The 26,344-nt window shown below is 68.3% G+C and carries 24 protein-coding genes; 18 read left to right on the forward strand and 6 right to left on the reverse strand.

Translation table 11 applies throughout. The features are described from left to right. Window positions 1-24: 24 nt before the first annotated feature. From ctaD to ACNO8X_RS13355, 3 genes are all read left to right on the forward strand, one after another. Window positions 25-1,722, forward strand: coding sequence for a cytochrome c oxidase subunit I (gene ctaD / locus ACNO8X_RS13345; RefSeq protein WP_061004131.1), 1,698 nt, complete (start codon window positions 25-27; stop codon window positions 1,720-1,722). Between the two features lie 60 nt (window positions 1,723-1,782). Next, complete coding sequence (gene serB, locus ACNO8X_RS13350; RefSeq protein ID WP_260941885.1) at window positions 1,783-3,021, forward strand: phosphoserine phosphatase SerB; 1,239 nt, start codon at window positions 1,783-1,785, stop codon at window positions 3,019-3,021. A gap of 83 nt (window positions 3,022-3,104) precedes the next feature. Continuing rightward, entirely contained in the window at window positions 3,105-3,416 is a 312-nt protein-coding gene (locus ACNO8X_RS13355) for a hypothetical protein (RefSeq protein ID WP_418005674.1), read from the forward strand. Window positions 3,417-3,422: 6 nt separating this feature from the next. Here the strand turns inward: ACNO8X_RS13355 and ACNO8X_RS13360 are convergent, their stop codons facing one another. Continuing rightward, entirely contained in the window at window positions 3,423-4,874 is a 1,452-nt protein-coding gene (locus ACNO8X_RS13360) for a PLP-dependent aminotransferase family protein (RefSeq protein WP_418005675.1), read from the reverse strand. A gap of 301 nt (window positions 4,875-5,175) precedes the next feature. Here ACNO8X_RS13360 and ACNO8X_RS13365 point away from each other — a divergent pair, with 301 nt between their 5' ends. From ACNO8X_RS13365 to ACNO8X_RS13395, 7 genes are all read left to right on the forward strand, one after another. Further along, window positions 5,176-5,841, forward strand: a complete 666-nt coding sequence (locus tag ACNO8X_RS13365) for a YczE/YyaS/YitT family protein (RefSeq protein WP_260942225.1) — start codon at window positions 5,176-5,178, stop codon at window positions 5,839-5,841. Next, on the forward strand, window positions 5,838-6,695 hold the full coding sequence (locus tag ACNO8X_RS13370) for an ABC transporter ATP-binding protein (protein WP_418005888.1): 858 nt from the start codon (window positions 5,838-5,840) through the stop codon (window positions 6,693-6,695). Before ACNO8X_RS13365 ends, ACNO8X_RS13370 begins: the two co-directional genes overlap by 4 nt. Continuing rightward, window positions 6,692-7,492 carry an NUDIX hydrolase gene (locus tag ACNO8X_RS13375; RefSeq protein ID WP_418005676.1) on the forward strand — a complete coding sequence of 267 codons (801 nt, stop codon included), beginning with the start codon at window positions 6,692-6,694 and terminating at the stop codon, window positions 7,490-7,492. Before ACNO8X_RS13370 ends, ACNO8X_RS13375 begins: the two co-directional genes overlap by 4 nt. Then, entirely contained in the window at window positions 7,492-8,142 is a 651-nt protein-coding gene (locus ACNO8X_RS13380) for an enoyl-CoA hydratase (protein WP_418005677.1), read from the forward strand. The genes ACNO8X_RS13375 and ACNO8X_RS13380 overlap by 1 nt, the downstream gene beginning before the upstream one ends. Before the next feature lie 70 nt (window positions 8,143-8,212). Continuing rightward, complete coding sequence (locus ACNO8X_RS13385; RefSeq protein WP_043987816.1) at window positions 8,213-9,238, forward strand: class I SAM-dependent methyltransferase; 1,026 nt, start codon at window positions 8,213-8,215, stop codon at window positions 9,236-9,238. A 31-nt stretch (window positions 9,239-9,269) separates the two neighbouring features. Next, window positions 9,270-10,475 carry a THUMP-like domain-containing protein gene (locus ACNO8X_RS13390; RefSeq protein ID WP_418005678.1) on the forward strand — a complete coding sequence of 402 codons (1,206 nt, stop codon included), beginning with the start codon at window positions 9,270-9,272 and terminating at the stop codon, window positions 10,473-10,475. 103 nt (window positions 10,476-10,578) lie between these two features. Further along, window positions 10,579-11,274, forward strand: a complete 696-nt coding sequence (locus tag ACNO8X_RS13395) for an esterase (protein ID WP_418005679.1) — start codon at window positions 10,579-10,581, stop codon at window positions 11,272-11,274. 55 nt (window positions 11,275-11,329) lie between these two features. Here ACNO8X_RS13395 and ACNO8X_RS13400 read toward each other — a convergent pair whose 3' ends face one another. Beyond that, window positions 11,330-12,649, reverse strand: a complete 1,320-nt coding sequence (locus tag ACNO8X_RS13400; RefSeq protein ID WP_418005680.1) for a PQQ-binding-like beta-propeller repeat protein — start codon at window positions 12,647-12,649, stop codon at window positions 11,330-11,332. A gap of 64 nt (window positions 12,650-12,713) precedes the next feature. Here ACNO8X_RS13400 and ACNO8X_RS13405 point away from each other — a divergent pair, with 64 nt between their 5' ends. Further along, window positions 12,714-13,451 (forward strand): acyltransferase, encoded by a 738-nt coding sequence (locus tag ACNO8X_RS13405; protein WP_043395209.1) that lies wholly within the window; start codon window positions 12,714-12,716, stop codon window positions 13,449-13,451. Here ACNO8X_RS13405 and ACNO8X_RS13410 read toward each other — a convergent pair whose 3' ends face one another. The 4 genes from ACNO8X_RS13410 to ACNO8X_RS13425 are packed head-to-tail and all read right to left on the reverse strand — an operon-like array spanning window position 13,452 to window position 18,531. Then, entirely contained in the window at window positions 13,452-14,939 is a 1,488-nt protein-coding gene (locus tag ACNO8X_RS13410) for a multicopper oxidase family protein (protein WP_418005681.1), read from the reverse strand. A 57-nt stretch (window positions 14,940-14,996) separates the two neighbouring features. Next, on the reverse strand, window positions 14,997-16,226 hold the full coding sequence (locus ACNO8X_RS13415) for a glycosyltransferase family 4 protein (RefSeq protein WP_418005682.1): 1,230 nt from the start codon (window positions 16,224-16,226) through the stop codon (window positions 14,997-14,999). Then, on the reverse strand, window positions 16,223-17,755 hold the full coding sequence (locus ACNO8X_RS13420; RefSeq protein WP_418005889.1) for a 1,4-alpha-glucan branching protein domain-containing protein: 1,533 nt from the start codon (window positions 17,753-17,755) through the stop codon (window positions 16,223-16,225). The genes ACNO8X_RS13415 and ACNO8X_RS13420 overlap by 4 nt, the downstream gene beginning before the upstream one ends. Window positions 17,756-17,784: 29 nt before the next feature. Beyond that, window positions 17,785-18,531, reverse strand: a complete 747-nt coding sequence (locus ACNO8X_RS13425; RefSeq protein WP_418005683.1) for a class I SAM-dependent methyltransferase — start codon at window positions 18,529-18,531, stop codon at window positions 17,785-17,787. 329 nt (window positions 18,532-18,860) lie between these two features. On the opposite strand from ACNO8X_RS13425, the gene ACNO8X_RS13430 reads away from it, so the two are divergent. The 7 genes from ACNO8X_RS13430 to ACNO8X_RS13460 all read left to right on the forward strand — a co-directional run bounded on the left by ACNO8X_RS13430 (window position 18,861) and on the right by ACNO8X_RS13460 (window position 26,284). After that, entirely contained in the window at window positions 18,861-19,661 is an 801-nt protein-coding gene (locus tag ACNO8X_RS13430; protein WP_418005684.1) for an electron transfer flavoprotein subunit beta/FixA family protein, read from the forward strand. A gap of 47 nt (window positions 19,662-19,708) precedes the next feature. Further along, the gene (locus ACNO8X_RS13435) at window positions 19,709-20,665 is read left to right on the forward strand and encodes an electron transfer flavoprotein subunit alpha/FixB family protein (RefSeq protein WP_418005685.1); all 957 of its coding nucleotides are present in this window, start codon (window positions 19,709-19,711) and stop codon (window positions 20,663-20,665) included. 103 nt (window positions 20,666-20,768) lie between these two features. Continuing rightward, entirely contained in the window at window positions 20,769-23,552 is a 2,784-nt protein-coding gene (locus tag ACNO8X_RS13440; protein WP_418005686.1) for an AAA family ATPase, read from the forward strand. A 118-nt stretch (window positions 23,553-23,670) separates the two neighbouring features. Beyond that, the gene (locus tag ACNO8X_RS13445) at window positions 23,671-24,069 is read left to right on the forward strand and encodes a cupin domain-containing protein (RefSeq protein WP_418005687.1); all 399 of its coding nucleotides are present in this window, start codon (window positions 23,671-23,673) and stop codon (window positions 24,067-24,069) included. Further along, entirely contained in the window at window positions 24,066-24,725 is a 660-nt protein-coding gene (locus ACNO8X_RS13450; protein WP_418005688.1) for a nitroreductase, read from the forward strand. Before ACNO8X_RS13445 ends, ACNO8X_RS13450 begins: the two co-directional genes overlap by 4 nt. Before the next feature lie 99 nt (window positions 24,726-24,824). Further along, entirely contained in the window at window positions 24,825-25,568 is a 744-nt protein-coding gene (locus ACNO8X_RS13455) for an SDR family oxidoreductase (protein WP_418005689.1), read from the forward strand. Then, window positions 25,565-26,284, forward strand: a complete 720-nt coding sequence (locus tag ACNO8X_RS13460; RefSeq protein ID WP_418005690.1) for an SDR family NAD(P)-dependent oxidoreductase — start codon at window positions 25,565-25,567, stop codon at window positions 26,282-26,284. Before ACNO8X_RS13455 ends, ACNO8X_RS13460 begins: the two co-directional genes overlap by 4 nt. Window positions 26,285-26,344: the final 60 nt, after the last annotated feature.

Below are 26,344 nucleotides of genomic sequence, written 5' to 3' on the forward strand. Positions count from 1 at the left end.
CGCCCGGAACATTTGGAGGATCTGTTGGTAGCCGAAGCGCCCCCAATCGGAGAACTCGAGGCTCGTCGCCCGTTCCCGGAGCGTATGGGCCCCAAGGGCAACCTGATCTACAAGCTGGTGACCACCACCGATCACAAGCTGATCGGCATCATGTACTGCGTCGTCTGCTTCGTGTTCTTCTTCATCGGTGGCTTGATGGCGCTGTTCATGCGCACCGAGCTGGCCATGCCGGGACTGCAGTTCCTGAGCAACGAGCAGTTCAACCAGCTGTTCACCATGCACGGCACCGTGATGCTGCTGTTCTACGCCACCCCGATCGTGTTCGGCTTCGCGAACCTGGTGCTGCCGCTGCAGATCGGCGCCCCGGACGTCGCGTTCCCGCGTCTGAACGCCTTCTCCTTCTGGCTGTTCCTGTTCGGCGCAATGATCGCCATCGCAGGCTTCATCACCCCCGGTGGTGCCGCTGACTTCGGCTGGACCGCCTACTCGCCGCTGACCGACGCGATCCACTCGCCCGGTGCCGGTGGCGACCTGTGGATCGTCGGTCTGGCCGTCGGTGGTCTTGGCACCATTCTCGGCGCCGTCAACATGGTCACCACCGTGGTCTGCATGCGCTGCCCGGGTATGACCATGTTCCGCATGCCGATCTTCACCTGGAACATCCTGGTGACCTCGATCCTGGTGCTGCTGGCCTTCCCGCTGCTGACCGCCGCGCTGTTCGGCCTGGCCGCTGACCGCCACCTGGGCGCGCACATCTACGACCCCGCCAACGGCGGCGTCCTGCTGTGGCAGCACCTGTTCTGGTTCTTCGGCCACCCCGAGGTGTACATCATCGCGCTGCCGTTCTTCGGCATCGTGTCGGAGATCTTCCCGGTGTTCAGCCGCAAGCCGATCTTCGGTTACACCACCCTGATCTACGCGACGCTCGGTATCGCCGCTCTGTCGGTCGCCGTGTGGGCGCACCACATGTACGCCACCGGCGCCGTGCTGCTGCCGTTCTTCTCGTTCATGACGTTCCTGATCGCGGTCCCGACCGGTATCAAGTTCTTCAACTGGATCGGCACCATGTGGAAGGGGCAGTTGACCTTCGAGACGCCGATGCTGTTCTCGGTCGGCTTCCTGATCACCTTCCTTCTCGGTGGTCTGTCGGGCGTGCTGCTGGCCAGCCCGCCGCTGGACTTCCACGTGACGGACAGCTACTTCGTCATCGCGCACTTCCACTACGTGCTCTTCGGCACCATCGTGTTCGCCACCTACGCGGGCATCTACTTCTGGTTCCCGAAGATGACGGGCCGTCTGCTCGACGAGCGCCTCGGCAAGCTGCACTTCTGGCTGACCTTCATCGGCTTCCACACCACCTTCCTGGTCCAGCACTGGGTCGGTGACGAGGGCATGCCGCGTCGTTACGCCGACTACCTGCCCACCGACGGCTTCACCACGCTGAACGTGATCTCGACCATCGGTGCCTTCATCCTGGGCCTGTCCACGCTGCCCTTCGTGTGGAACGTGTTCAAGAGCTGGCGTTACGGCGAGCCCGTCGTGGTCGACGACCCGTGGGGCTACGGCAACTCCCTGGAGTGGGCCACCAGCTGCCCGCCGCCGCGGCACAACTTCACCGAGCTGCCCCGGATCCGTTCGGAGCGCCCGGCGTTCGAGCTGCACTACCCGCACATGGTCGAGCGGATGCGCGCCGAAGCGCACATCGGCCGATCGCACCACTAGAAATCAGCCGACCCGCCCGCGCCTAAGGCGCGGGCGGTTCTGCGTTAGGGGACCTAACGGATGACGCAGGAAAGCAAATCGAACGGGTCGGTGCTGATCACCGTCACCGGACTGGACAAGCCGGGTGTGACGTCGACGCTGTTCGGCGTGCTGTCGCGGCACAACATCGAACTCTTGAACGTCGAGCAGGTGGTCATCCGAGGCCGCCTGACCCTCGGCGTGCTCGTTGCGGTGCCGGCCGAGGTGGCCGGCGAGGTCCTGCGCAGTGACGTGCAGCAGGCCATCGGGGAGCTGGGTCTTGATGTCACGATCGACAGCAGTGACGACCAGCCCGTCCTGACCGAACCGTCGACCCACACCATCGTGGTGCTGGGCCGGCCCATCACTGCCGAGGCCTTCACGGTCGTTGCCCGCGAGGTCGCGGCGCTCGGGGTGAACATCGACTTCATCCGCGGTGTGTCCGACTACCCGGTGACCGGGCTGGAACTGCGGGTGTCGGTGCCGCCGGTGGGCGGGGCCTACGCGCAGCTGCAGGCGGCGCTGGCCCGCGTCGCGGTCGACGAGGGCGTCGACATCGCGCTCGAGGACTACAGCCTGGCCCGGCGGGCCAAGCGGCTCATCGTGTTCGACGTCGACTCGACCCTGATCCAGGGTGAGGTCATCGAGATGCTGGCCGCCCGTGCCGGCGCCGAGGCCAAGGTCGCCGCGATCACCGAGGCGGCCATGCGCGGCGAGCTCGACTTCGAGGAGTCGCTGCGGGAACGTGTGGCCACGCTCGCCGGTCTGCCGGCCGAGGTGGTCGACGAGGTCGCCGATCAGATCGAGCTCACTCCGGGCGCCCGGACCACCCTGCGTACGCTGCGCCGGCTGGGTTACCACTGTGGTGTGGTCTCCGGCGGGTTCCGTCAGGTGATCGAGCCGCTGGCCGAGGAACTGATGCTCGACTTCGTGGCGGCCAACCACCTGGAGATCGTCGACGGCAAGTTGACCGGACGGGTGACCGGCCCGATCGTCGACCGTCCGGGCAAGGCGAAGGCGCTGCGTGACTTCGCCAACCAGGCCGGCGTGCCCATGGAACAGACCGTCGCGGTCGGCGATGGCGCCAACGACATCGACATGCTGTCGGCCGCGGGCCTCGGGGTGGCGTTCAACGCCAAGCCGGCGCTGCGGGCCGTCGCCGACGCTTCACTGAGCCACCCGTATCTGGACACCGTGCTGTTCATCCTCGGCATCACGCGTGGCGAGATCGAGGCCGCCGACGCCGTTGACGGTGTGGTGCGCCGGGTCGATATTCCCTAGCCAGGACACACTGGGTCCACTGTCGCGTTACAGTGGTGACTATTGATATTGATTTGCTGCGTAAGCGTTTGGGAGATGGTGACATGAAGCGTGCGGTTCTGGTTGGTGTGAGTGCTGTCGCGTTGGTCGCCGGCCCCTTGTCGGTCGTGTCGCTGACGGCGGCCGCGCCGGCCTACGCGTGCCCGTGGGGGACCGTGCCGAGCCATTTCGAAGGCGTGTGCGTCAAGGGCACGGCGAATGGCAGCGGCCCGCAGGCGGTGCCGCCGCAGACGTCCAACAGCGGCACGGGTGCTCAGATCACCCAGTCGGTCGGTGGGTTGCAGACGGTGAACGGCATTCCCTGCACGCCGGAGCACATGGGTTCGTGCATCGGCATGATCCAGAGTCAGCAGTAATACCGCTCAGACCATGACGGCGTGCGCGTCCGGCGCGCCGGCGCCGGTGACGCCGCGCCACGCCTGAGCCAGCACCGCAACCGATTCGCGCAGGCGCTCCTCGGGCTGGGTGTAGGGCACCCGGATGAAGCGCTCGAGCGTGCCGTCGACCCCGAATCGGGGACCCGCCGGGATCACGAGTCCCATCCGGGATGCCGCGGCGGACAGCGCTGAACTCATGGGTGCGGGTAGCCGCATCCACATCGACATGCCGCCGTGGCAGGGGCTGGCCGTCCAATCCGGAAGTTGTTCTCGCAGTAGCGAACTCACGAGGTCCCGCCGGGCACGCAGCAGTTCGCGCCGGGTGGGCAGCACGGTGTCGGCCTGCCGGAGCAGGTCGGCCGACGCCAGTTGCTCGACGATGGCGGTGCCCAGGTCGATCGACGGCCGCACCGCGGCGATGGCGGCCAGCGTGGACCGTTCGGCACGGATCCAGCCCACCCGCAGCCCGCCCCAGAACGACTTGGACATCGAGCCGACGGTGATCACCAGGTCGCGGCGGCTCTCCAGGTAGGAGGCCAGTGGCGGCGGCAGTGGCTGGTCCAGCCAGATGTCGCAGATGGTTTCGTCGATGATGGTGCGGGTCCGGGTCTCGGAGATGATGCGGGCGAGGCGCTCGCGCCCCGCGGCCGGCAGGCTCAGCCCGGTCGGGTTGTGGTTGTCGACGATCAGGTAGGCCAGATTGGGGGCCAGTTGCCGCATGGCGGCCTGCACGGCGTCCAGTTCCCAGCCGTCGTCGGTCATGCTGACCGGCACCGGTCGGGCTCCGGACGCGGCGATCAGCGAGATGGCGCCGTGGTACGTCGGCTGTTCGATCAGCACCCGGTCGCCTGGACGGGCATAGGTGGCCAGCACCAGATTGATGGCGTGCAGCGCCCCGCTGGTCACCATGATCTCGTCGGGATCGGTGGGAAGTCCTCTGGCGCAATATCTTTCGGCGATGGCCTGGCGGAGTTCGAGGACGCCGGTGAGCTCGATGCCGATGTCGTGCAGGTGTGGCGCCAGGCGCTGGGTGGCGCGCGTGAAGGCTTCCAGGGTGGCGGCCGCCGGTGCGGACGGGGCGGCGTCGGCCAGGCTCAGCGTGCCTGTTCGGACGATGGGCGTCGGCCCGGCGGTCGGCGCGGTGGGTGGCAGGGCCGTGGTGCTGCGGGCGCCGCGCCGGGCGTTGAGGTAGCCGTCCTCGCGGAGCTGGGCGTAGGCCGCGGTGACGGTGGTGCGGGAGACGCGCAGGGCGTCGGCCAGCGCGCGTTCGCTCGGATACCGGGCGCCGACGGGGAGCCGGCCGTCGACGATGAGCAGCCGGATGGCGTCGGCCAGGCCCAGATAGGCGGGGCCACTGAGGCTGGAGGTGCGCCAGTTGCCCAGTTCGCGTGCCAGAAGGACTTCGTCAAGTGATCTGGCTGACATCTCGATCGACATTGAAGCCAGTATCGACCAACTGGCTATTGATAAGCAAGCCAGTTGGTCGGAAAACTGGTGTCATGCGTACGAACTGGCTATCTAAACTGGCTGCCAAGCGTCTCCGGTCAGGACGCGACAACCGCGCCGATATCCGGGACCTCGATGCCGCCCGAGTCCGTCACGAACTGGATGCCATCCGTGCGCGCTTCCAGGACCACGCGTGAAGCAGCAGGTGGCACGCGCATCCGGACGCAGGGCCGCGACCACTGCCGCCCGCTCGGTGCTGCTGCTGGCGGGGCTGACGGGCTACGGCGTCTCGATGGCGCTGTTCGTGCGGGCCGGCCTCGGCCTGGACCCGTGGGACGTCTTCCACCAGGGCCTGGCCAAGCACACCGGGCTGACCATCGGCGGCGCCACCGCGCTCGTCGGCGTCGTGGTGCTGCTGGGCTGGATCCCGCTGCGCAACCGGCCCGGTGTCGGCACCGTCGCGAACGTCATCGTCATCTCCATCACCGTCGACGCCGCACTGGCGGTCATGCCGCAGCCGGCGACGCTGCCGGTGCGCACGGTCATGATGGTCGGCGCCGTGGTGCTCAACGCGGTGAGCACCGTGATGTACATCGGTGCCGGGATGGGACCAGGCCCACGCGACGGACTGATGACCGGGCTGGTGGCTCGGACCGGATGGTCCGTGCGACTGGTTCGCACAGGCATCGAGGTCACGGTGCTGGCCACCGGCTGGCTGCTGGGCGGCACCGTCGGCGTCGGAACCGTGGTGTACGCCTTGGGGATTGGGCCGCTGGTGCAACTGGTGCTGCGGTGCACCCCGGCTCGCTGGCTCGCGGCCAGTGGATGGGCGCACGTGGTGGGGGACCGGGCCGGCCAATCGGATGTCGAACCGGCCGTGGCTACGATGAGCGAGTGCCCGGCGCCCTCAGCAACAACCCCGCAAGACCAGATGTCGCGCCCGACTCCAACCAGCTGATCGACTCCGCCGACCCCGGTCTGATCGTCGGCCCCGCCGACCCCGACCTCCTGATCCAATTCTCCGGGGTCACGCTGCGCCGCGGCGGAGCCACCCTGGTCGGTCCGATCGATTGGTCGGTGGAACTCGATGAACGCTGGGTCGTCCTCGGCCCCAACGGCGCCGGCAAGACGTCGCTGCTGCGTATGGCGGCCGCCGTCGAACATCCGTCGTCGGGCACCGCGTTCGTCCTCGGCGAGCGGCTGGGCCGCACCGACATGTCAGAGCTGCGGTCCCGGATCGGGTTGAGCAGTTCGGCGCTGTCGCAGCGGATACCGGACGACGAAGTGGTGCGCGATCTGGTGGTCTCCGCCGGTTACGCGGTGCTGGGCCGGTGGCGCGAACAGTACGACGACGTCGACTACAACCGGGCGCTCGACACCCTGGAGAGCATCGGTGCCGAACACCTCGCCGACCGCCGCTACGGCACGCTGTCCGAGGGCGAGCGCAAGCGCGTGCTGATCGCCCGGTCGTTGATGACCGATCCGGAACTGCTGCTGCTCGACGAGCCGGCGGCCGGGCTGGACCTCGGCGGCCGGGAAGAACTGGTGGCCCGACTGGCGGATCTGGCCGCCGACGCGGACGCACCGGCGTCGGTCCTGGTGACCCATCACGTCGAGGAGATCCCCGAGGGCTTCACGCACTGCATGCTGCTCTCCGAAGGCCAGGCCGTCGCCTCAGGTCTGCTGACCGACGTGCTGACGTCCGAAAATCTCTCCCAGGCCTTCGGTCAGTCGATTGCCCTGGAGTACATCGACGGGCGGTACTTCGCCCGTCGTACCCGCAGTCGTGCGGCACACAGGAGGCGTTTATGACCGAACCAGACCCATTGCATCCGAGGCCGGCCGCGACCGTGATGCTGGTGCGCGACGGTGCCCCTGGCATCGAGGTCTTCCTGATGCGCCGCACCATGTCGATGGAATTCGCCGGCGGTATGACGGTGTTCCCCGGCGGCGGCGTGGATGAGCGCGACCGCGACGCCGACATCGCCTGGACCGGACCCGACCGCACCTGGTGGGCCGAGAAGTTCGGAGTGGACCCGGTGCTGGCCGGCGCGCTGGTGTGCGCCGCCGCCCGGGAGACCTTCGAGGAGTCCGGCGTGCTGTTCGCCGGGCCGGCCGATGACCCGGACGGCATCGTCTCCGACAGCTCCGTGTACCACGACTCGCGGGTCGCGCTCGAGAGCCGCGAGCTGTCGTTCGGTGAGTTCCTGGCCCGCGAGAAGCTGGTGTTGCGCGCCGATCTGCTGTGGCCGTGGGCCAACTGGATCACGCCCAAGGAAGAACGCACCCGCCGCTACGACACGTTCTTCTTCGTCGGCGCCCTGCCGGCCGGACAGCGGGCCGACGGCAACAACACCGAGAGTGACCACGTCGCCTGGCGCACACCCGAAGCCGCGCTGCAGGAGTTCGCGCAAGGGCATTCGTTCCTCTTGCCTCCCACCTGGACCCAGCTCAGCTCGCTGGACGGCCGTACGGTCGGTGAACTGCTCAAGGACGAGCGGAAGATCGAGCCGATCGAACCCGTGCTCACCATGGGCGAAGGCAGCTGGGACATCGAGTTCTTCGACGCTGACCGGTACAAGGCCGCGCGCGGCGGTAGGGCGCAGTGATGGACATCGGCGAGTTCGTCCAGATCCACGTCACCGACGGCATCGGCACCCTGCTGCTGGCGAGGCCCCCGCTCAACGCGCTGACCCGCCAGATGTGCCGGGAGATCGGGGTGGCCGCCGAGGAGCTGGGGCAGCGGTCCGACGTCAACGCTGTCATCGTGTACGGCGGCCACGAGGTGTTCTGCACCGGTGACGACGACCACGAGACCAGCACGCTCGACGCGGCCGAAGCGCGCGTCGCGGGCGCGGTCTGCCGTGCCGCGGTCGACGCCGTCGCCGCCATCCCGCGGCCCACCGTCGCGGCCGTGACCGGCTACGCGCTGGGCAGTGGCCTGACGCTGGCACTGGCGGCCGACTGGCGGATCAGCGGCGACAACGTGAAGGTCGGGTCGACGGAGATCCTGTCCGGCCGGGCACCGGCCGAGGGCGCGGCCGCGCGGCTGGCGGCGGCCGTCGGCGACAGCCGAGCCAAGGACCTGGTGTTCAGCGGCCGGTTCGCCGGCGCTGAGGAAGCGGTGTCGCTGGGTCTGATCGACCAATTGGTGGCTCCCGACCACGTCTACGACGAGGCGCAGCAGTGGGCGCGCAGGTTCCTGGACTCCGCGCCCGAGGCGCTGGCCACAGCAAAGGCAGCGTTCGGGGTTCGCTGAACCGCTGCTCGATCCATGTACAGAACCGTGGATGTGAACTCACGGTGACCGGGCAGTTAGGCTGACCTGCATGACGAGTACCGACCAGACGTCTGAGGTCGCGGCAGCCGAGGCAGCCACCCAGGTGTCCGACGTAGTTGACCAGGCACCCAACCCGCACGCGACTGCCGAGCAGGTCGAGGCGGCACGCCACGACACCAAGCTGGCGCAGGTCCTGTACCACGACTGGGAAGCCGAGAGCTACGACGACAAGTGGTCGATCTCGTACGACCAGCGGTGCATCGACTACGCCCGCGGGCGCTTCGACGCCATCGTCCCCGACGAGGTCCAGCGTGAGCTGCCCTACGACCGCGCCCTCGAGCTCGGCTGTGGCACCGGCTTCTTCCTGCTGAACCTGATCCAGGCCGGCGTCGCCCGCCGTGGCTCGGTCACCGACCTGTCCCCGGGCATGGTCAAGGTGGCCACCCGCAACGGCCAGGCCCTCGGCCTGGACATCGACGGCCGCGTCGCCGACGCCGAGGGAATCCCTTATGAGGACAACACCTTCGACCTGGTCGTCGGACACGCGGTGCTGCACCACATCCCCGATGTGGAGCTGTCGCTGCGCGAGGTGGTCCGGGTGCTCAAGCCGGGCGGCCGGTTCATCTTCGCCGGCGAGCCCACCACCGTCGGTAACTTCTACGCTCGTCGCCTGGCCGACCTGACCTGGAAGACCACCGTCGCGGCCATGAAGCTGCCCGGGCTGGAGTCCTGGCGCCGTCCGCAGGAAGAGCTCGACGAGAACTCGCGCGCCGCGGCGCTGGAGTGGATCGTCGATCTGCACACCTTCGATCCCGCAGACCTGGAGCGCATGGCGACCAACGCCGGTGCGGTCGAAGTCGCCACCGCCAGTGAGGAATTCACCGCCGCCATGCTGGGCTGGCCGGTGCGGACCTTCGAGTCGACGGTGCCCCAGGGCAAGCTCGGCTTCAAGTGGGCCAAGTTCGCTTTCGGCGGCTGGACCACGCTGAGCTGGTTCGACGCCAACGTGTGGCGCCGCGTGGTGCCGAAGGGCTGGTTCTACAACGTGATGATCACCGGGGTCAAGCCGTCCTGACGGCGTCCCTGACGCATCTGACGCTCCCGACGTGAGCGGTTACGCTTTCACGCTCGACGATGTCGCCTACCTGACCGGAGCCGGTCAGGAGGCGCTCGTCGAGGTGGCCGCCCGGCCGCTGACCGACGCCCATCGGGTATCCGACATCGCCTGGGCGCGTTCGCGTTTCGGCGACCGCGCGGCGGTACTGGTCGCGACGGTGCTGCTGCGCCGGCGGGCTGCCGCCAAACTGGGCGACCTCGGCGACGTCGCCGGCTGGCTGTTCACCGACGAGGCGCTGCAGCAGGCCACCGCCGGGGCCGTCGCGGTGCATCGCGCGCGCCGGCTGTCCGGCCGTGTCGTGCACGATGCGACGTGTTCGGTCGGGACAGAGCTTGCCGCCCTGAGCGATTCGGGTGATTCGGCGTCTCTTCTCATCGGCAGCGACCTCGATGCGGTCCGTCTGGCCATGGCGCAGCACAACGTGGGCGACCATGCGCTGCTGTGCCGCGCCGACGCGCTGCGCCCGGTGACCCGGGACGCGGTGGTGGTCGTCGACCCGGCGCGGCGCAGCTCCGGGCGCCGCAAGTTCGACCCCCGCGACTATGCGCCGCCGTTGGACGAGCTGCTCGAGGTGTACCGGGGCCGCGACCTGGTGGTGAAGTGTGCTCCCGGCGTCGATTTCGGCCAGCTGGCCGAGCTGGGATTCCGCGGCGAGGTGCAGATCACGTCGCTGGCCGGCAGCGTCCGGGAGGCCTGTCTGTGGTCGCCGGGGCTGACGGTATCCGGGGTCACCCGCCGGGCCACCGTGCTGGACAAGACGGGCCGGGTAGCCGAGGAATTCGCCGATACGGACCCCGATGATTGTCCTTGTGCACCCGTGGGGCGGTGGATCGTCGACCCCGATGGCGCGGTGGTTAGGGCCGGTCTGGTCCGCCACTACGCGGCGCGGCATGGCCTGTGGCAGCTGGATCCGGCGATCGCCTACCTGTCTGGCGACGAGTTGCCGAGCGGCACAAGAGGATTCGAGGTCGTCGAGCAGATCGCCTTCAATGAGAAGCGGCTGCGCCAGGCGCTCTCCGCGCACGGGGCGTCGGCCGTCGAGATCCTGATTCGTGGCGTCGACGTCGACCCGGATGCGTTGCGGTCCAAGCTGAAGCTCCAGCGTTCGGGTGTGCAGCTGTCGGTGGTGATCACCCGTATCGGGACCGGTGCCGCGGCCCGGCCGACGGCCTTCATTTGCCGCCCATCGCGCTGAACCACCTGGTCGCAGATCATGCCCGGTCCGGGTGGGACTGACAGGTACGCTGGAACCGGCGGCGATGTGCCGCCATTCATTCATCCCCCGGAGGATTCACCAGATGCGCCTTCCCGTACTCGCCGCAGTGATCGCTGCTTCAGGCGCTGTCGGTTGGCTCGGCGTGCCTCTGGCAGCCGCGAACCCGCCGAAATGCGCGGAGCTGGCCGGTGTGGTCGACGGCTCGCGGATGTGCCAGATTCGAGACACTTCACGCGGCTACTCGCTGAACATCAGCTACCCGATCGACTACCCGGATCAGCAGGCCGTGGTCGACTACATCACGCAGACCCGTGACGGCTATGTCAACGTCGCGAAGATGCCTGGGCCGCATGAGACGTCGTACGAGTTGGACACCACAGCAACCCAGTACACCGCCACGATCCCGCCTCGCAACACCCAGTCGGTGGTGTTCAAGACGTTCCAGGATGTCGGCGGAGCGCACCCGCAGACCTTCTACAAGTCGTTCAACTGGGACCAGAGTCAGCGCCGGCCGATCACCATCGACAACCTATTCGCCCCTGGCGCACAACCATTTCCGGTGATCCTGCCGATGGTGCAGGGTGAACTCGTCAGGCAGTCCGCGCAGCCCGTGCTGCTGCCGCCGGGCGCGGGACTGGACCCGTCGACGTATCAGAACTTCGCGATCACCAACGACTCGCTGATCTTCTTCTTCAGCCAGGGCCAAGTGCTGCCGGAATCCGCCGGTGCGGTGCAGGTGACGGTGCCTCGGGCCCCGGTCGACGCGATGCTGGCCTAGCGATTTGTGCACGATTTTCCGCGCCGGCCGCGGATTTTCGTGCACAAATCCCTGATCAGGCAGGCGCGAACGCGTAGACCTGGCCGTCGCTGGTCGCTGTGACGACGCGCTTGTCGTGCCCGACGGACACCCCGACCGGCCAGCCGGTGGCACCCGGCAGCGGGTAGCTGTTCATGGTGTGGCCGTCGGCGGGGGAGAAGACCAGCAATGCCTGGCCGTGATCGCCGTCGCGGACTACGGCGTATCCGACGTCGCTGCCGGCGCGCGTAGACGTCGTCAGCGGCTCGACGTCGTTGCGGGACCACGCCACATCGCCCTTGTTGCCCTTGTCCTTGACCGCGGTGAGCTTGGTCTGCGGCCCGCCTCCGGCGACCACCAGGCCGTCCGGCGTCACCGACGGCGGCGTCTGCGGTTGGAAGCCGAGATCGACGGACCACTTGGCCTTGCCGTCGGCGGAGTTCAGCGCCCAGAGGTGCTGGTCGCGGCCGTTGACGTAGACGGTTTTGCCGTCGGCCGACAGCACCGGGCTGGCGATCGGGCCGCCGCCGACCGCGGTGCTGGTCCATTCGCGGCTGAGCAGCGGCGTCTGGCCCTCGTGGTAGCGCAGCCCGACGAGGGCGGGGGCGTCAGTGCCCGGCTGCCACAGACCCAGCACCACCATGTCGGTGTCGGGGGAGTACGCGGGCGCCGCCGCGATGGGGCAGGCCGCTTTGGCGGGCTGGCAATCGGCGAGGCCGCGCGCCGAGTCGGCGGGATCGACGCCACTGACCAGATCCAGCGGGGCGCCGATGGTCTGGCCGCGGTGCGCGTCGAACACCAGCACCTGGCCCAGATGCGTCACCACCAGGAGCTGGCCGGGCGACAGGATGCGCGGCGTCGTCGGCATCCCGATCACCGGCTGGCGCCATCGGATCCACTGGGTCGGCGGGAACGACATGATCGCGCCCGGTTGCCCGACATACATGTTGTCGAAGCCATCAAAGAGTGGGCTGGACATCCCACCGCCCTGCCACAGGCGCGTGCACCAGCGCTGGCGGCCGTGCTCGTCGCTTTCCCAGACCATCAGTGAGCAACCGTTGGCCGATTGCGCGTTGATCGCCAGATAGTTGCCGGAGCCGAGGATCACCTGGGCGCCGAGGTTGCCTTTGGCCGACCGGGCCCAGTCCTGCTTCAGGTTGCTTGCCCCGGCCAGCGTGGTCGAGCTGCTGTTGGCGGCGTCACCGTACTGTGCCGGCCAGCCGTCCGAAGGATGGGCCTTGACCCAGGAGTCGGTGTTGCCACACCCGGCAATGGTCAGGGCGGCCGCCGAGGTCAGCAGGGTGGTGGCGACAGTGGCCGTGCTGGCGGCAAGACGGCGCATTCGGTGTGCAGGCATCGAGTCCCGAGACTAGCCCGAGACCGGCGAATGTCCGATTTCGCCTCGCGTAGGCTTTCCGGCCATGACGACGATGTGGGGCGCACCGATTCACAAACGATGGCGGGGTTCGCGGTTGCGCGATCCGCGACAGGCGCGCTTCCTCACCCGCGAGTCGTTGAAATGGGTGCTCGACAACAAGGCCTACACCCCGTGGTACCTCGTGCGGTACTGGCGCCTGCTCAAGTTCAAGCTGGCCAACCCGCACATCATCACGCGCGGCATGGTGTTCCTCGGCAAGGGCGTGGAGATTCAGTGCACGCCCGAGCTGGCGCAGATGGAGATCGGCCGCTGGGTCCACATCGGTGACAAGAACACCATTCGTTGTCACGAGGGGTCGCTGCGATTCGGCGACAAGGTGGTGCTGGGCCGCGACAACGTCATCAACACCTACCTGGACATCGAGCTCGGCGATTCGGCGCTGATGGCCGACTGGTGCTACGTCTGCGACTTCGACCACAAGATGGACAGCATGGAGCTGCCGATCAAGGACCAGGGCATCGTCAAGGGCCCGGTGCGGATCGGTCCGGACACCTGGGTCGCCGCCAAGGTGACGATCCTGCGCAACACCAGCATCGGCCGCGGCTGCGTGCTGGGTGCCCACGCGGTGGTCAAGGGCGAGATTCCGGACTTCTCCATTGCCGTCGGTGCACCGGCCAAGGTGGTCAGGAACCGCAAGCTGGACTGGGAGACCTCCGCCGCCGAGCGCGAGGAACTCGCCCGGGCATTGGCCGACATCGAACGCAAGAAGAGCTCTCGGTAGTCAGCTCGTGTAGTTGAGCGTCGTCATCATGCCTGCCTCCTGGTGATAGGCGTTGTGGCAGTGCAGCATCCATTCGCCGGGGTTGTCCGCGATGAGCGCGACGGTCACCTTCTGCTTGGGTAGCACGATCAGCGTGTCCTTGCGTGGGCCGCGACTCCCGTCGGCGTGTAGCACCTGAAAGGTGTGCCCGTGCAGGTGGATGGGATGCCACATGGTCGTCGAGTTGGCGAAGGTCATGGTGGCGCGCTGGCCCTGACGGACGGTCAGTGCCTGCCGGTTGTCGAACGACCGCCCGTTGATACCCCAGTCGTACTTCATCATCGAGCCGGTGAGTTCCGCGGTCAGCGCGACGTCCGGCGTGAGCGGCCCCAGGTCGACGGCTGAGGTGGCGGTGAAATCGGCGACGGTGCCGACCTTTTGGGTCAGCTCCTTGGGCCGGAATGCTGGCTCCGGCGCGGTGCCCGCGCCGGTCGACAGGATGGCGCGGGCGGCGCTGTCTTTGCCCTCGGCCTCTGCCACCAATGGGAAGACCCCGTCGCCCGCGGTGACGATGACGTCGTAGCGCTCGCCCATGCCCAGCAGCAGCGCGTCCACGTCCACCGGGTCGACCGGGAATCCGTCGGTGTGCGTGACGGTCATGCGGTGCCCGGCCAGGGCCACCCGGAATGCGGTATCGGCGCCGGCGTTGATGATGCGCAGCCGGATTCGTTGTCCCGGCTTGGCATTGAAAACTGTTGGTGCGGTGGGAATGCGGCCGTTGGCGAGGAAGTAGGGGTACTTGACGTCACCGGCGTCGCCGCCGAGCAGCGCGCTCGTCGCCATTGGCATGTCGCCCATGCTGCTCATGTCGTGCCCGCCCATGTTGCCCATCGCGCGCAGGCCGTCGTAGATCTGCTGCGGTGACTTGCCAGCGCCTGAGGTCCAGTCATCAAGGACCACAATCCATTCCGCGTCGTACCGGCCGCGGTCGGCCGGGTCGTCGACGATCACCGGTAGGTACAGCCCGTAGTCCGCGTCGAGCCCGGTGTGCGGATGCGCCCAGTAGGTGCCGGCGTGCGGGACGGAGAAGTTGTAGGTGAAGTCGTTGCCCGGCTTGATGTTCGGTGTCGCGGGCGACGCGCCGTCCATGTCGCCCCGCAGCGCGATGCCGTGCCAGTGCAACGACGTGTCATGGTCGAGGCCGTTGGACACGCGGACTGCCAACTCGTCGCCCACCGACGCGCGGATCAGCGGGCCGGGCACCTGGTCGCCGTATGCGAGGGTCTGCACGGTGACGCCGCCGAGGTCGACGGTGGCCGGCTGCGGGCGCAGTGCCACGGAGACGGTGCGGCCGGTGTGCGGACGGGCCGCCTCGGCGGCGGCAATGGCCTTCTTGTCGATGCCACTTGCCGCGGCGGGGGACGGCGTCTTGCCGCACGCGGCGACCCCGGCGAAGGTGGACGCGCCCGTGACAGCAGACGCGATCAGGAAACTGCGGCGAGTGAACACACTGCCGTTTGTACCCCCGGGGGGTATATCCGTCAAGCGAAGCTCGCGGCGAAACCCTCAGCCGCGGTCGGGCAGGGGGCGCTCCACGATGGGACGACGGGCGTGTGGCAGGCGTTCGCCGCGCTTGGCGGCCAGGTACACGTCCGACGTCTCGGCGGCGACGTGCTGCCACGAGAAGTCGTGGTTCAACCGGTCCCGGGCGGCCAGGGCGCGCTGCTGCGCGGCCGGCGGATCGTCGAGCACCTTGCGGACCGCGGACGCCAGCGCGCCGACGTTCCGTGGCGGGCACGAGACACCGGTCTTGCCGTTGATCACGGCCTCGCCGAGCCCGCCGACGTTGGAGGTCACCAGCGGCGTGCCGGCTGCGGCGGCCTCCAGCGCCACGATGCCGAACGGCTCATAGTGGCTCGGCAGCACCGCGGCGTCGGCCCGGTGCAGCAGCTCCAGCAGGCCTGAATGGTCCACGCGGCCAACGAAATTCACGGCCTTGGTGACCTTGTTCTTGCGGGCTTCCTCGACCAGCCAGTCGTACTGGGTGCCGTCGCCGGCGATGGTCAGCGTGGTGCCGGGGTGGGTCCGCCGGATGCGGGGCAGCGCGGCGATGACGTCGTGCACGCCCTTCTCGTACTCGAGGCGGCCGACGAACAGGAGCTCGGCCGGGCCGTCGTGCTTGCGCCGCATCGCGAACGGCCAGCCGGCCGTGTCGATGCCATTACAGATGACGCTCACGTCGGGCAGCTCGGGCCCGAACAGCTCGGTGATCTCCTCGCCCATGGACACCGAACAGGTGATCAGTGAGTCGGACTCGTGCACGAGCCACGATTCCAGCGAGTGCACCTGCCGGCTCACCGGACCGGAGAGCCAGCCGGAATGCCGGCCTGCCTCGGTGGCGTGGATGGTGGAGACCAGTGGCACGTCGAAGAACTCGGCCAGGGTGACCGCGGGGTGCGCGACGAGCCAGTCGTGGGCATGTACGACATCGGGCGTCCAGTCGCGCAGGCTCAGGCCGGCACGAACCATGGCGTGCCCCATGGCCAGCGTCCAGGCCATCATGTCGGTGCCGAAGGTGAACTCGTTCGGGTCGAGGGCCGCGGAGATCACCCACACGCCCTCGTGCACCTCGTTGGTGGTGGGGTGCGTGCTGGGGTCGGTGTCCGCGGGCCGGCGGCACAGCACCACGACCTCGTGGCCGCGGGCGGCCAGCTCGACCGCCAGATGGTGGACGTGGCGTCCGAGGCCACCGATCACCACGGGTGGGTACTCCCACGAGACCATGAGGATTTTCATCGGGGCAACCGCCTGGCATCCAGGGCGCCGAACAGTCCGTCGGCGCGGTTCCAACCCTCCGCGAGCGTCAGGGCCTGATCGCGCCGTCCAGACGCGAGGGCACCGGCGATCTCGCGGGTGGCGTGTGCGTGCAGATGCGCGCGATAGCGAGCATATTCCGCCGCGGTGTCTTTGCTGACCATGAAGGGCCAGTCGCTCGAGACGGTCAGCAGCGCCTCGCGCAGGATCTGGTCGGCCACGCGGTCCCGTGCCGGGTAGGCCGAATCCTGGGCCAGGGCCTTGTCCACCGTGGTCAGCGCGGTATCCACGACCTCGGCGTTGAGCGTGACGAAGTCGGCGACCTGCTCACCGGACCAGACCTGCCAGTCCTTGCCCGAACCCCAGGAGCTGGGCGGCAGCTCGACCGGGGAGCCGACGAAGCCGTTGTTGATCGCGTCCGACAGGGTGCCGACCTGGACCCCGGCCTCGGGCAGCGCGCGCAATACCCGCGCCAGCCATTCCGGTCCCTCGTGCCACCAGTGCCCGAACAACTCGGTGTCGAATGCGGCGACCACGTGTGCCGGGCGTCCGATGCGCTCGGACTCCGAAAGCAGCCGTCGCCGAACGGTGTTGACGAAATCCGCGACGTGCGCGTCGATGGCCGCGACGGCCCGTTCCGGCTCGTAGGGCGCCTTCGACTCCGACGCGACGGTGCGGCCGGTGACCCGGGCGGGCTTGAGTCCGGTGAGATGGTCGTAGGTGTGGAAGTCCCGGTAGGCCGGGTGTCCCGGGTAACCGGACTTGGGGGACCACACGCGGTAACTAACCTGCAGGTCGCGCCCGAAGGCGACGACGTCCGACTCGCCGACCGGGCGGCCGAGCGCCGTGTCGCCGTGCAGCGACGGGCCGTCGACCATGAAGTGGGTGACGCCGGCGGCCGCATAGCCGGTCTCCATGCCGGGGGCGTACGCACATTCGGGCGCCCAGATGCCGCCGGGGGTGTGCGCGAACCGGGCGCCGGCGTCGGCCAGGCCCTCGCCCAGTGCGAACTCCCGCAGCCGGGGGTTGAGCAGCGGTTGGAACGGATGCGACAGCGGGCCGCCGAGCAATTCGATGGTGCCCGCGCCGATGAGCTGCCGCAGCACTGGGCTGCCGCCGTGCTGCCAGTGGTCGGCGAATTCGGCGAGTGCCGCACCGGCCTGCTGGTGCTCGTGAATGCCGAAGGCGCGCAACGCTTCCGGTGAGTTGAAGGTCTCGGGGGCGCCGCCGCCGTCCCGAACGGTGGTCGCCTCGAGGGCGCGCAGCTGCCAGTTGGACAGCCACTGCTGCATGCCGGCCAGGCAGTACGGATCATCGAGTTGTGCGGTGACGACGGGCGTCATGCCCAGGGTCAGGAGGTGGCTGCGACCTTCCTCCGCCAGCTCGTGGAGCACGCGGGTCAGGGGCAGGTACGCCGTCGCCCATGACTGATACAGCCACTCCTCGCCGACCGGCCAGCGGCCGTGGTGCGCCAGCCACGGCAGGTGCGTGTGCAGCACCAGGGTGAACATCCCCGGTACGGGCGTGCTGGACGAATCACTCACGGCCGCACCGCGATTGCCACCAGGTCGAGGCTGTCGTCGATATCGATGTCGGCAGCAGCGGCATCCAGCAGATCGAAGTCGTCGATCGTCACCGCGGCCACGTCGGCCAGCAGGTCCGTCGGCCAGGGTGCGTCGGCCACCGCGCGGTCGATCTGCGCCTGGATGATGGAGCCGCCGTACCGGGCGTCGAGCGCACGCAGCCCGGCACCGTGATAGACGCCCAGCATGGCCTCCATGACGAAGCCCTGTTCGGTCAGCAGCTCGGTCATCTCGGCGGCGTTGAGTTCGCGGGTGTGGAACGGGTTCAGCGGGACGTCGCTGCCGGGCGTGAAGGTGATGCGGTTCGGCGTCGACATCAGCAGGACGCCACCCGGACGCAGCACGCGCAGGCACTCGGCGACGAATTGGCCCTGGTCCCACAGGTGTTCGATGACCTGGAAGTTGACCACCACGTCGACCGAGGCGTCGGGCAGGGGCAGCGCGGCGAGGTTGCCGTGCAGCATCTCGACCCGCGGGTAGCGGGCGCGGATGTGCGCCACCGAGGACTCGTCGTAATCCAGTCCGATCACGCGGCGCGCGACGTCGGCGATGAGATCTGCGCCATAGCCCTCGCCGGCACCGGCTTCCAGGACGTCGCGGTCGCGGCAGCGGTCGACCAGTCGCCGGTAGACCACCTCGTGGCGGCGGAACCAGTAGTTCTCCTCGGCCAGATCCGGAACGGTGCGCTCACCGGTCAGTGGCATGACTGGCAAGAGCGTTGCAGCCGAGGCCTCGTTTGTCGTCGGCTGGGTTTCGGGAAAAGTGCTCATTAGATAGGCAGGCTAGTGCAGAGTGGTCGCTGAACTACCAGGCCCAATTGGTTGGGCCGTCCCACCTGCTGGTTCTGCCATGTTGCCGAACCGGTTCAAGTGTGGTCAAGAAAACAAAAGGCGGCATCCTCGGGCGGCGCTCGACCAGCTATGGTGTTCCTGCGCCATGCCACATAAGTTACCGAGTAGTAACATGTTGGTCGTTGCGTGAATCGTGAATGCCAGGCCGACGCCGGCCTCATCGAGGAGGACGAACCACACCCATGACGAACATCGTGGTCCTGATCAAACAGGTCCCTGACTATGAGTCGGAGCGCAAGCTCAACGACGGCGACTTCACCCTCGACCGCGAGTCCGCGGACGCGGTGCTCGACGAGATCAACGAGCGCGCCGTCGAGGCAGCGCTGCAGATCAAGGAAAAGGAAGAGGCCGCCGGCGGCGCCGGCACCGTCACCGTGCTGACGGTCGGACCGGAGCGGGCCACCGAGGCCATCCGCAAGGCTCTGTCCATGGGCGCCGACAACGCGGTGCACGTGAAGGACGACCAGCTCAAGGGTTCGGACATCGTGCAGACCGGTTGGACCCTGGCCCGCGCCCTGGGCACCATCGAGGGCGCCGAGTTGGTCATCGGTGGCAACGAGTCCACCGATGGTGTCGGTGGCGCGGTTCCCGCGGTCATCGCCGAGCTGCTGGGCCTGCCCCAGTTGACCTCCCTGCGCAGCATCTCCGTCGAGGGCGGCAAGGTCACCGGTGAGCGCGAGACCGACGAGGGCGTCTTCGGCCTGGAGGCCGCACTGCCCGCCGTCGTCAGTGTCAACGAGCGCATCGGCGAAGCCCGCTTCCCGTCGTTCAAGGGCATCATGGCCGCCAAGAAGAAGCCGGTCACCGTGCTGACCCTGGCTGAGATCGGTGTCGAGGCCGACGAGGTCGGTGTCGCCAACGCCAGCAGCAAGGTGCTGTCGTCGACGCCGAAGCCGGCCAAGGCCGCGGGCGAGAAGATCGCTGACGAGGGCGAGGGTGGCAACAAGATCGCCGAGTACCTCGTTGCTCAGAAGCTGATCTAGCCCCCACCCCACCGAAACTTCCACGAAAGACACAGAGGCAAATACGCATGGCTGAAGTACTTGTGCTCGTCGAGCACGCCGATGGTGCCCTCAAGAAGGTGAGCACCGAACTGATCACCGCCGCTCGCGTGCTCGGTGAGCCGGCTGCCGTGGTGGTGGGTGCCCCGGGCACCGCCGCCCCGCTGACCGACGCCCTCAAGGCCGCCGGCGCGGCCAAGATCTACGTCGCCGAGTCGGCTGACGCGGCCAGCTTCCTGGTCACCCCCACCGTCGATGTGCTGGAGGCGCTCGTCGAGTCCGCCGGCCCGGCCGCGGTCCTGACCGTCGCCAGCACCGAGGGCAAAGAGGTCGCGGGTCGCCTGGCCGCGCGTCTGGGCGCCGGCCTGCTGGTCGACGTCATCGACGTCAAGGCCGGTGGCGTTGGCGTGCACAGCATCTTCGGTGGCGCTTACACCGTCGAGGCACAGGCCAACGACGTGCTCCCGGTCATCGCAGTCCGTCCGGGTGCCATCGAGGCCGCCCCGGCAGCTGGCGCCGGCGAGGTCGTCAACGTCGAGGTTCCGGCCCAGGCCGAGAACGCCACCAAGATCACCTCGCGCGAGCCGGCTGTCGCCGGTGACCGTCCGGAGCTCACCGAGGCCAGCGTCGTGGTCGCCGGTGGCCGTGGTGTCGGCAGCGCCGACAACTTCGCGGTCGTCGAGGCCCTGGCCGACTCGCTCGGCGGTGCCGTCGGTGCCTCGCGTGCCGCGGTCGACTCGGGCTACTACGGCGGTCAGTTCCAGGTCGGCCAGACCGGTAAGACCGTTGCCCCGCAGCTGTACATCGCCCTGGGTATCTCGGGCGCCATCCAGCACCGCGCCGGCATGCAGACGTCCAAGACCATCATCGCGGTCAACAAGGACGAAGAGGCCCCGATCTTCGAGATCGCGGACCTCGGCATCGTGGGCGACCTGTTCAACGTCAGCCCGCAGCTGACCGACGCCATCAAGGCTCGCAAGGGCTAGTTCTTCTCTGCACGAGCAGACGCGAAGGTGCCCCAGAACTCCGGTTTTGGGGCACTTTTGTGTCTGGTAAGACTGCTGACAGCAACTAGATTCGGTGGTGCCGATGTCGAGCCAGGGGCGTGGGCCGCGCTTGCGTGGCCGTGACAAGGAGATCGCGACGCTGCGCGATCTGTTGTCGACCGCGCAGTCCAGCGGCAGCCAGGTGCTGGTGCTGCGCGGTGAGGCCGGGGTCGGCAAGACCGCGCTGCTGCGGCACGTGGCGGAGACGGCCGACGGATTTCGCCGCATCCAGGTGACGGGCGTCGAGTCCGATATGGAGCTGGCCTACGCGGGCCTGCACCAGCTGTGCGCACCCCTGCTGCATCACCTCGACGAGCTGCCCACGCCGCAGCGCGAAGCCTTGGATGTGGCCTTCGGTCGGGGCGTGGGCGCGGCGCCCGATCGGTTTCTCGTGGGGCTTGCGGTGCTCAGCCTGCTGGCCGCCGCGACCGCCGACCAGCCCCTGCTGTGCCTCGTCGATGACGCGCAGTGGCTTGACCAGGTATCGGTGCAGACCCTCGCCTTCGTCGCGCGGCGCTTCCTGGCCGAGCCGGTCGTGGTCCTGTTCGCGGCCCGCAACACCGGTGCCGAGGCGCTTGGTGGCCTGCCTGAACTGGCGATAACCGGTCTGTCGGATGCCGACGCTCGCGATCTACTCGACTCGGTGCTCCTGGCCCGGATCGACGAGCGGGTCCGCGACCGCGTCGTGGCCGAGACGCGGGGGATTCCGCTGGCCCTGCTCGAAGTGCCGCGAAGTGTCCCCGCGGCGGAGCTTGCGGGCGGTTTCTGGAACATGGCGACCGGACGCGGCGTGATGGGGCAGGTCGAGGACGGCTACATCCGTCGTATCCAGGCGCTTTCACCGGATGCCCGGCGATTGTTGTTGTTGGCGGCTGCGGAACCGGTGGGCGACGCCGCGTTGTTCGTACGCGCGGCGGCCAACCTGGGGGTGCCCGTCGACGCGTTGGCGCCGGCCGAGGCAGCGGGATGCATCGAGCTCGGGTCGCGGATGCGCTTCCGTCATCCGTTGATGCGTTCGGCCGCATACCGCGCGGCAAACCTGAACGAGCGCAGGGCAGTCCACCGGGCGCTGGCCGATGCCACAGATCCGATCCATGACCCGGACCGCCGGGCCTGGCACGCGGCCAACGCCGCGTCTGGTCCCGACGATGTGGTTGCCGCGGATCTGGCGCGTTCCGCCGACCGCGCGCACGGCAAGGGCGGCATCGCGGCGGCGGCGGCGTTCTTGGAGCGTGCGACTGTGCTCACCGCAGACCCGGCGACGCGCACGGTCCGGGCGCTTGCAGCGGCACAGGCCAAACGCGACGCCGCAGCACCGGCTGCCGCATATGAACTGCTGGCGATTGCAGAGCTCGGTCCACTCACGGATTTGCAACGCGCGCAAGTGGATCGGTTGCGAGCCCAGATGGCGTTCGCTCGCAGTCGGGGCGGCGGTCCCGACGTCCGGCCGCTCAGCGACTCCGTGCCGGAACTACTTGCGGCGGCGAAATGTCTTGAGGCGCTTGACGAGAACCTCGCCAGAGAGACGTACCTCGAAGCGCTGGCCGCGGCGATGTATGCCGGCCGGCTCGGCGGACCGGACATGTTGGTGCGGGTGGCCGAAGCGGCGGGTGCGGCGCTCGGTGACGCGAAGAACCTCGATCGCCCCGTCGACCTGTTGTTGAGTGGTGTGACGAGCCGAATCACCACCGGCGGCGGTGGGGAACAGATGCGCGCCGCATTGGAACTCATGTGCAGTGATGCGCACGACGGACATGTCCTGCGGTGGATGTCGTTGGGCCTGGCCATCATTCAGGAATCAGCCACCGGTGAGGTGTGGGACGATGCGCACTACCGGCAATTGGCCACCGCCGCGGTGCGGCAGGCGCGGGATGCCGGAGCCCTGGCCGTCCTTCCGGCGGCGCTCGCCTTCCGGGCGGGTGTTCACATGGTGGCAGGTGAATTCAGCACGGCGACAACGCTGATCGATGAGGCCGCCTCGATCGCCGCCGCGACGGACTATGCACCCCTGCGCTACCACTCGCTGTCGTTGGCGGCGTTCCGCGGCGTTCCGGGTGAAGCGACCGGCCTGATCGAATCTGCCGCCGCCGACGCGCGGGCCAGGGGTGAAGGTCGGGTGCTCGGCGTCACGGGCTATCTGTCCGCGGTGCTCTATAACGGGCTGGGTAGGTATCCGGAGGCCTTCGCCGCGGCCCGGGACTGCTGTGAATACAACGACCTCGGCTTCCACAGCTGGGGTCTGTTCGAGCTGACCGAAGCGGCAACGCGCGTCGGTGACAAGGCAACTGCCGAGTGGGCGGTGCAGCTGCTGGCATTGCGTGCGGGCCCCAGTGGCACCGACTGGGGCCTCGGTGCGCTCGCCCATGCGCGCGCGTTCATCGCCGATGACGCCGACGCCGACGCCCTGTACGTCGAAGCGATCGAGCGACTCGAGCGCACCACGATCGTCATCCACCTGGCGCGGACCCACCTGTGTTACGGCGAATGGCTGCGTCGGATGAACCGGCGCACCGATGCCCGCAAGCACCTCGACGAGGCGTACCGGCTTTTCAGCCGCATGGGTGCGGAGGCCTTCGCCGAGCGGGCGCGTCGAGAGCTGATCGCCGCCGGGAAGAAGGTCCGCAAGGAGCCGGTGAACTCCGGGGACGAGCTGACGGCCCAGGAGGCCCAGATCGCCCGCCTCGCCGGCGAAGGGCTGACGAACCAGGAGATCGGTGCGCAGTTGTTCATCAGCACGCACACCGTGGAATGGCATCTGCGAAAGGTCTTCGTGAAGTTGGGTATCACCTCCCGGCGTCAGCTCCGCACGATCTTCCCGGCCAGCTGAGTCGGCGCCCACAGGACTACGGACTTCCAAGGGTGTCGCCGATCCACTCCGCTGCGACGCTGAAGTCATACCCGCGATGGCCGTCCGGCCGGGTCTGAATTCGACGCAGGGAGCAACGATGTTCGCGACAGCTGACCTCATGAAAGCCATCACGACGATCCAGACCGTCACGCCGCCGTTCATTCCGGCCGATGCCCACGTGATGACGTCGATCATCGAGTGGCCCGCCGGCAGCGCGGGTGCACCGCCGCACCGGCACCCCGGTGGACCGTCGTTCGGTTATGTCTTGGAGGGCGAGATGCTCTTCGAATTGGAAGGTGAAGCACCTCGGGTGATCAAGGCCGGGGAAGCCTTCTGGGAGCCCGGCGGCGACATCATCCACTACTCGGACGCCAACAACCGCACTGATGTGCCGCTGCGGTTCCTCGTCACGATGATCTGCACGCCGGGCGTGCCGATGCTCGTGGTCGTCGAGGAGGACGAACTCGAAGCTCGCAAGGACCGGCGAGTCCGATGACGGCCGGGTTCGGCGACATCGTCCGGGCGCGTCGCTCAGCGCGGATGTTCTTGCCGGACAAGCCGGTTCCGCGTGAGCTGCTCGACGAGGCCCTGGCGCTGGCGATCCGGGCGCCGTCGAATTCCAACACCCAGCCGTGGCACGTGTACCTCGTTACCGGCGAGCGGCGCGCACGGCTGGTCGATGCACTGCTCACCGCCGTCGACACCGCGCCGCCCGAGGTGGGCTCGGCCGGTCTGCCGCCCCGGTTCGCGCACCTGCGTCGGGAGAGCGGCGCTCTGGTCTATGGCGCGATGGGCATCGAGCGCACCGACGCGGAGGGCCGCTGGGCGGCGCAGCGGCGCAACTGGGAGTTCTTTCGTGCCCCCGTCGCGGGGGTGGTGTGCATGCACCGCGACTTCGGCGCCGTGGACGCGATGGGCGTCGGGATGTTCCTGCAGACGTTGATGCTGGCATTGACCGAGCGGCGCCTGGGGAGTTGTGTTCAGGTGTCGATCAGTTTTTACCCGGAGGTGCTGCGTGAGCAGCTCGACATTCCCGAGGAGCTCTCGATCCTGTGCGGGATCGCGATCGGCTACCCCGACCCGGCTTTCCCGGCCAACCACCTTGATACGCCCCGAAATCCGATCGGCGAGAACGTGGCCTTCCTCGACTGATCACCGGGCGCAGACTACGGACTTTCCGGGGTCCGCACGCCCTCGGTAACTGCCAGGCTTGAAGCTGCACAACCGAAACAACTCGAAAGGGTGTGTCTGATGAAGATCACTGTGATGGGCGCCAGCGGCCAGATCGGTTCGAAGGTCGTCGCGCTGCTCAAAGAGGCCGGTCACGAGACCGTAGCGGCTTCGCGGGACACGGGCGCCGATGTCCTGACCGGCGCGGGTCTGACGGAGGCGCTCGCGGGCTCCGACGTGCTGGTCGACGTCGTCAACTCGCCCGACTTCGCCGACGGTCCGGTGCTGGAGTTCTTCACCAAGTCGGCGACCAATCTGGTGGCTGCGGCGAAGGCCACGGGCGTCGGACACTACGTCGCGTTGTCGATCGTGGGGTGTGACAGCCTGCCCGACAGCGGGTACATGCGCGCCAAGGTCGCCCAGGAACGCATCATCGTCGAGTCGGGGCTGCCGTACACCCTCGTGCGGGCCACCCAGTTTCATGAGTTCGCCGACGCGATCACCGCATCGCTGACGGTGGACGGCGAGGTTCGGGTGCCCGAGGGTCTCATCCAGCCGATCGCCGGCGCCGACGTGGCCGCGGAAGTCGCACGGGCCGCGCAGGCCGCACCAGTCGACGGCATCGTGAACATCGGGGGACCGGACAAGCTGACGTTCGCCGGCCTGGCCAAACTGGCGCTGGCCCACCGCGGCCAAACCCTACCGATCGTGGTCGACCCGGCGGCCGTGTACTTCGGCACCAAGGTCGGCGACACGGGTCTGGTCACCAGCGGCGACGCCATCATCTCCGACCTCCGGTTGGTGGACTGGCTGGCCACGCAGTGACGGAACTGACCGGGCTGACCGCGCTGGTCACCGGCGGGACCGCGGGCATCGGGTTCGAGACGGCGCGCCTGCTGGCCGCTGAAGGCGCCGCGGTGATCATCACCGGACGCTCCGCGGACCGCGGTGCGGCGGCGGCCGCCGCACTCGGGGTGCGGTTCATCGCCGCGGACCTGGCCGACCTCGAATCGGTGAAAGCCCTTGCCCGACAGTGCGGTGATGTCGATATCGTCGTCAACAACGCCGCCAGCTTTCCGGGCGCGCTGACCGTGGCGCAGGACGTGGCGTCGTTCGAATCCACCTTCGACACCAATGTGCGCGGCGCCTATTTCCTCGTCGCGGCACTGGTGCCGGGCATGCTCCGCCGAGGCCGGGGGAGCATCGTCAACGTCACCTCGATGGTCGCGTTCAAGGGTGTGCCCGGGGCATCGAGCTACAGCGCGTCCAAGGCCGCGCTGGAATCGCTGACCCGCACGTGGGCAACGGAATTCGGGCCACAGGGCGTGCGCGTCAACAGCGTGGCCCCCGGACCGACCGCGACACCCGGTGTGGTCGCCGAATGGGGTGACAGCAACGACGAACTGGGACGCGGGCTGCCGCTGGGTCGCACGGCACAGCCGGCCGAGATCGCGCAGGCGGTGCTGTTCCTGGCGTCCCCGCGGTCCAGTTTCATCACCGGTTCGACGCTGCACGCGGACGGCGGCGGCGCGGCGGCCTGATCCCACCGAAAGACAGGCTGAGAACGGCCCCCGGACAATAGGTCCGGGGGCCGTTCTCGT

This window comes from Mycobacterium sp. PDNC021 (assembly GCF_048282635.1).
Taxonomy (GTDB): Bacteria; Actinomycetota; Actinomycetes; order Mycobacteriales; family Mycobacteriaceae; genus Mycobacterium; species Mycobacterium llatzerense.

Excerpts from the sequence above, each read along its gene's own strand:
- ACNO8X_RS13425 (WP_418005683.1), bottom strand. The coding sequence starts at position 18,531 with ATGCCACTGACCGGTGAGCGCACCGTTCCGGATCTGGCCGAGGAGAAC.
- ACNO8X_RS13420 (WP_418005889.1), bottom strand. The coding sequence starts at position 17,755 with ATGTTCACCCTGGTGCTGCACACGCACCTGCCGTGGCTGGCGCACCAC.
- ACNO8X_RS13450 (WP_418005688.1), top strand. The coding sequence starts at position 24,066 with ATGACGGCCGGGTTCGGCGACATCGTCCGGGCGCGTCGCTCAGCGCGG.
- ACNO8X_RS13365 (WP_260942225.1), top strand. The coding sequence starts at position 5,176 with ATGGCGCTGTTCGTGCGGGCCGGCCTCGGCCTGGACCCGTGGGACGTC.
- ACNO8X_RS13455 (WP_418005689.1), top strand. The coding sequence starts at position 24,825 with ATGAAGATCACTGTGATGGGCGCCAGCGGCCAGATCGGTTCGAAGGTC.
- ACNO8X_RS13435 (WP_418005685.1), top strand. The coding sequence starts at position 19,709 with ATGGCTGAAGTACTTGTGCTCGTCGAGCACGCCGATGGTGCCCTCAAG.
- ACNO8X_RS13415 (WP_418005682.1), bottom strand. The coding sequence starts at position 16,226 with ATGAAAATCCTCATGGTCTCGTGGGAGTACCCACCCGTGGTGATCGGT.
- ACNO8X_RS13440 (WP_418005686.1), top strand. The coding sequence starts at position 20,769 with ATGTCGAGCCAGGGGCGTGGGCCGCGCTTGCGTGGCCGTGACAAGGAG.
- ACNO8X_RS13445 (WP_418005687.1), top strand. The coding sequence starts at position 23,671 with ATGTTCGCGACAGCTGACCTCATGAAAGCCATCACGACGATCCAGACC.
- ACNO8X_RS13400 (WP_418005680.1), bottom strand. The coding sequence starts at position 12,649 with ATGCCTGCACACCGAATGCGCCGTCTTGCCGCCAGCACGGCCACTGTC.
- ACNO8X_RS13395 (WP_418005679.1), top strand. The coding sequence starts at position 10,579 with ATGCGCCTTCCCGTACTCGCCGCAGTGATCGCTGCTTCAGGCGCTGTC.
- ACNO8X_RS13405 (WP_043395209.1), top strand. The coding sequence starts at position 12,714 with ATGACGACGATGTGGGGCGCACCGATTCACAAACGATGGCGGGGTTCG.
- ACNO8X_RS13375 (WP_418005676.1), top strand. The coding sequence starts at position 6,692 with ATGACCGAACCAGACCCATTGCATCCGAGGCCGGCCGCGACCGTGATG.
- ACNO8X_RS13355 (WP_418005674.1), top strand. The coding sequence starts at position 3,105 with ATGAAGCGTGCGGTTCTGGTTGGTGTGAGTGCTGTCGCGTTGGTCGCC.
- serB (WP_260941885.1), top strand. The coding sequence starts at position 1,783 with ATGACGCAGGAAAGCAAATCGAACGGGTCGGTGCTGATCACCGTCACC.
- ACNO8X_RS13430 (WP_418005684.1), top strand. The coding sequence starts at position 18,861 with ATGACGAACATCGTGGTCCTGATCAAACAGGTCCCTGACTATGAGTCG.
- ACNO8X_RS13385 (WP_043987816.1), top strand. The coding sequence starts at position 8,213 with ATGACGAGTACCGACCAGACGTCTGAGGTCGCGGCAGCCGAGGCAGCC.
- ACNO8X_RS13380 (WP_418005677.1), top strand. The coding sequence starts at position 7,492 with ATGGACATCGGCGAGTTCGTCCAGATCCACGTCACCGACGGCATCGGC.
- ACNO8X_RS13360 (WP_418005675.1), bottom strand. The coding sequence starts at position 4,874 with ATGTCGATCGAGATGTCAGCCAGATCACTTGACGAAGTCCTTCTGGCA.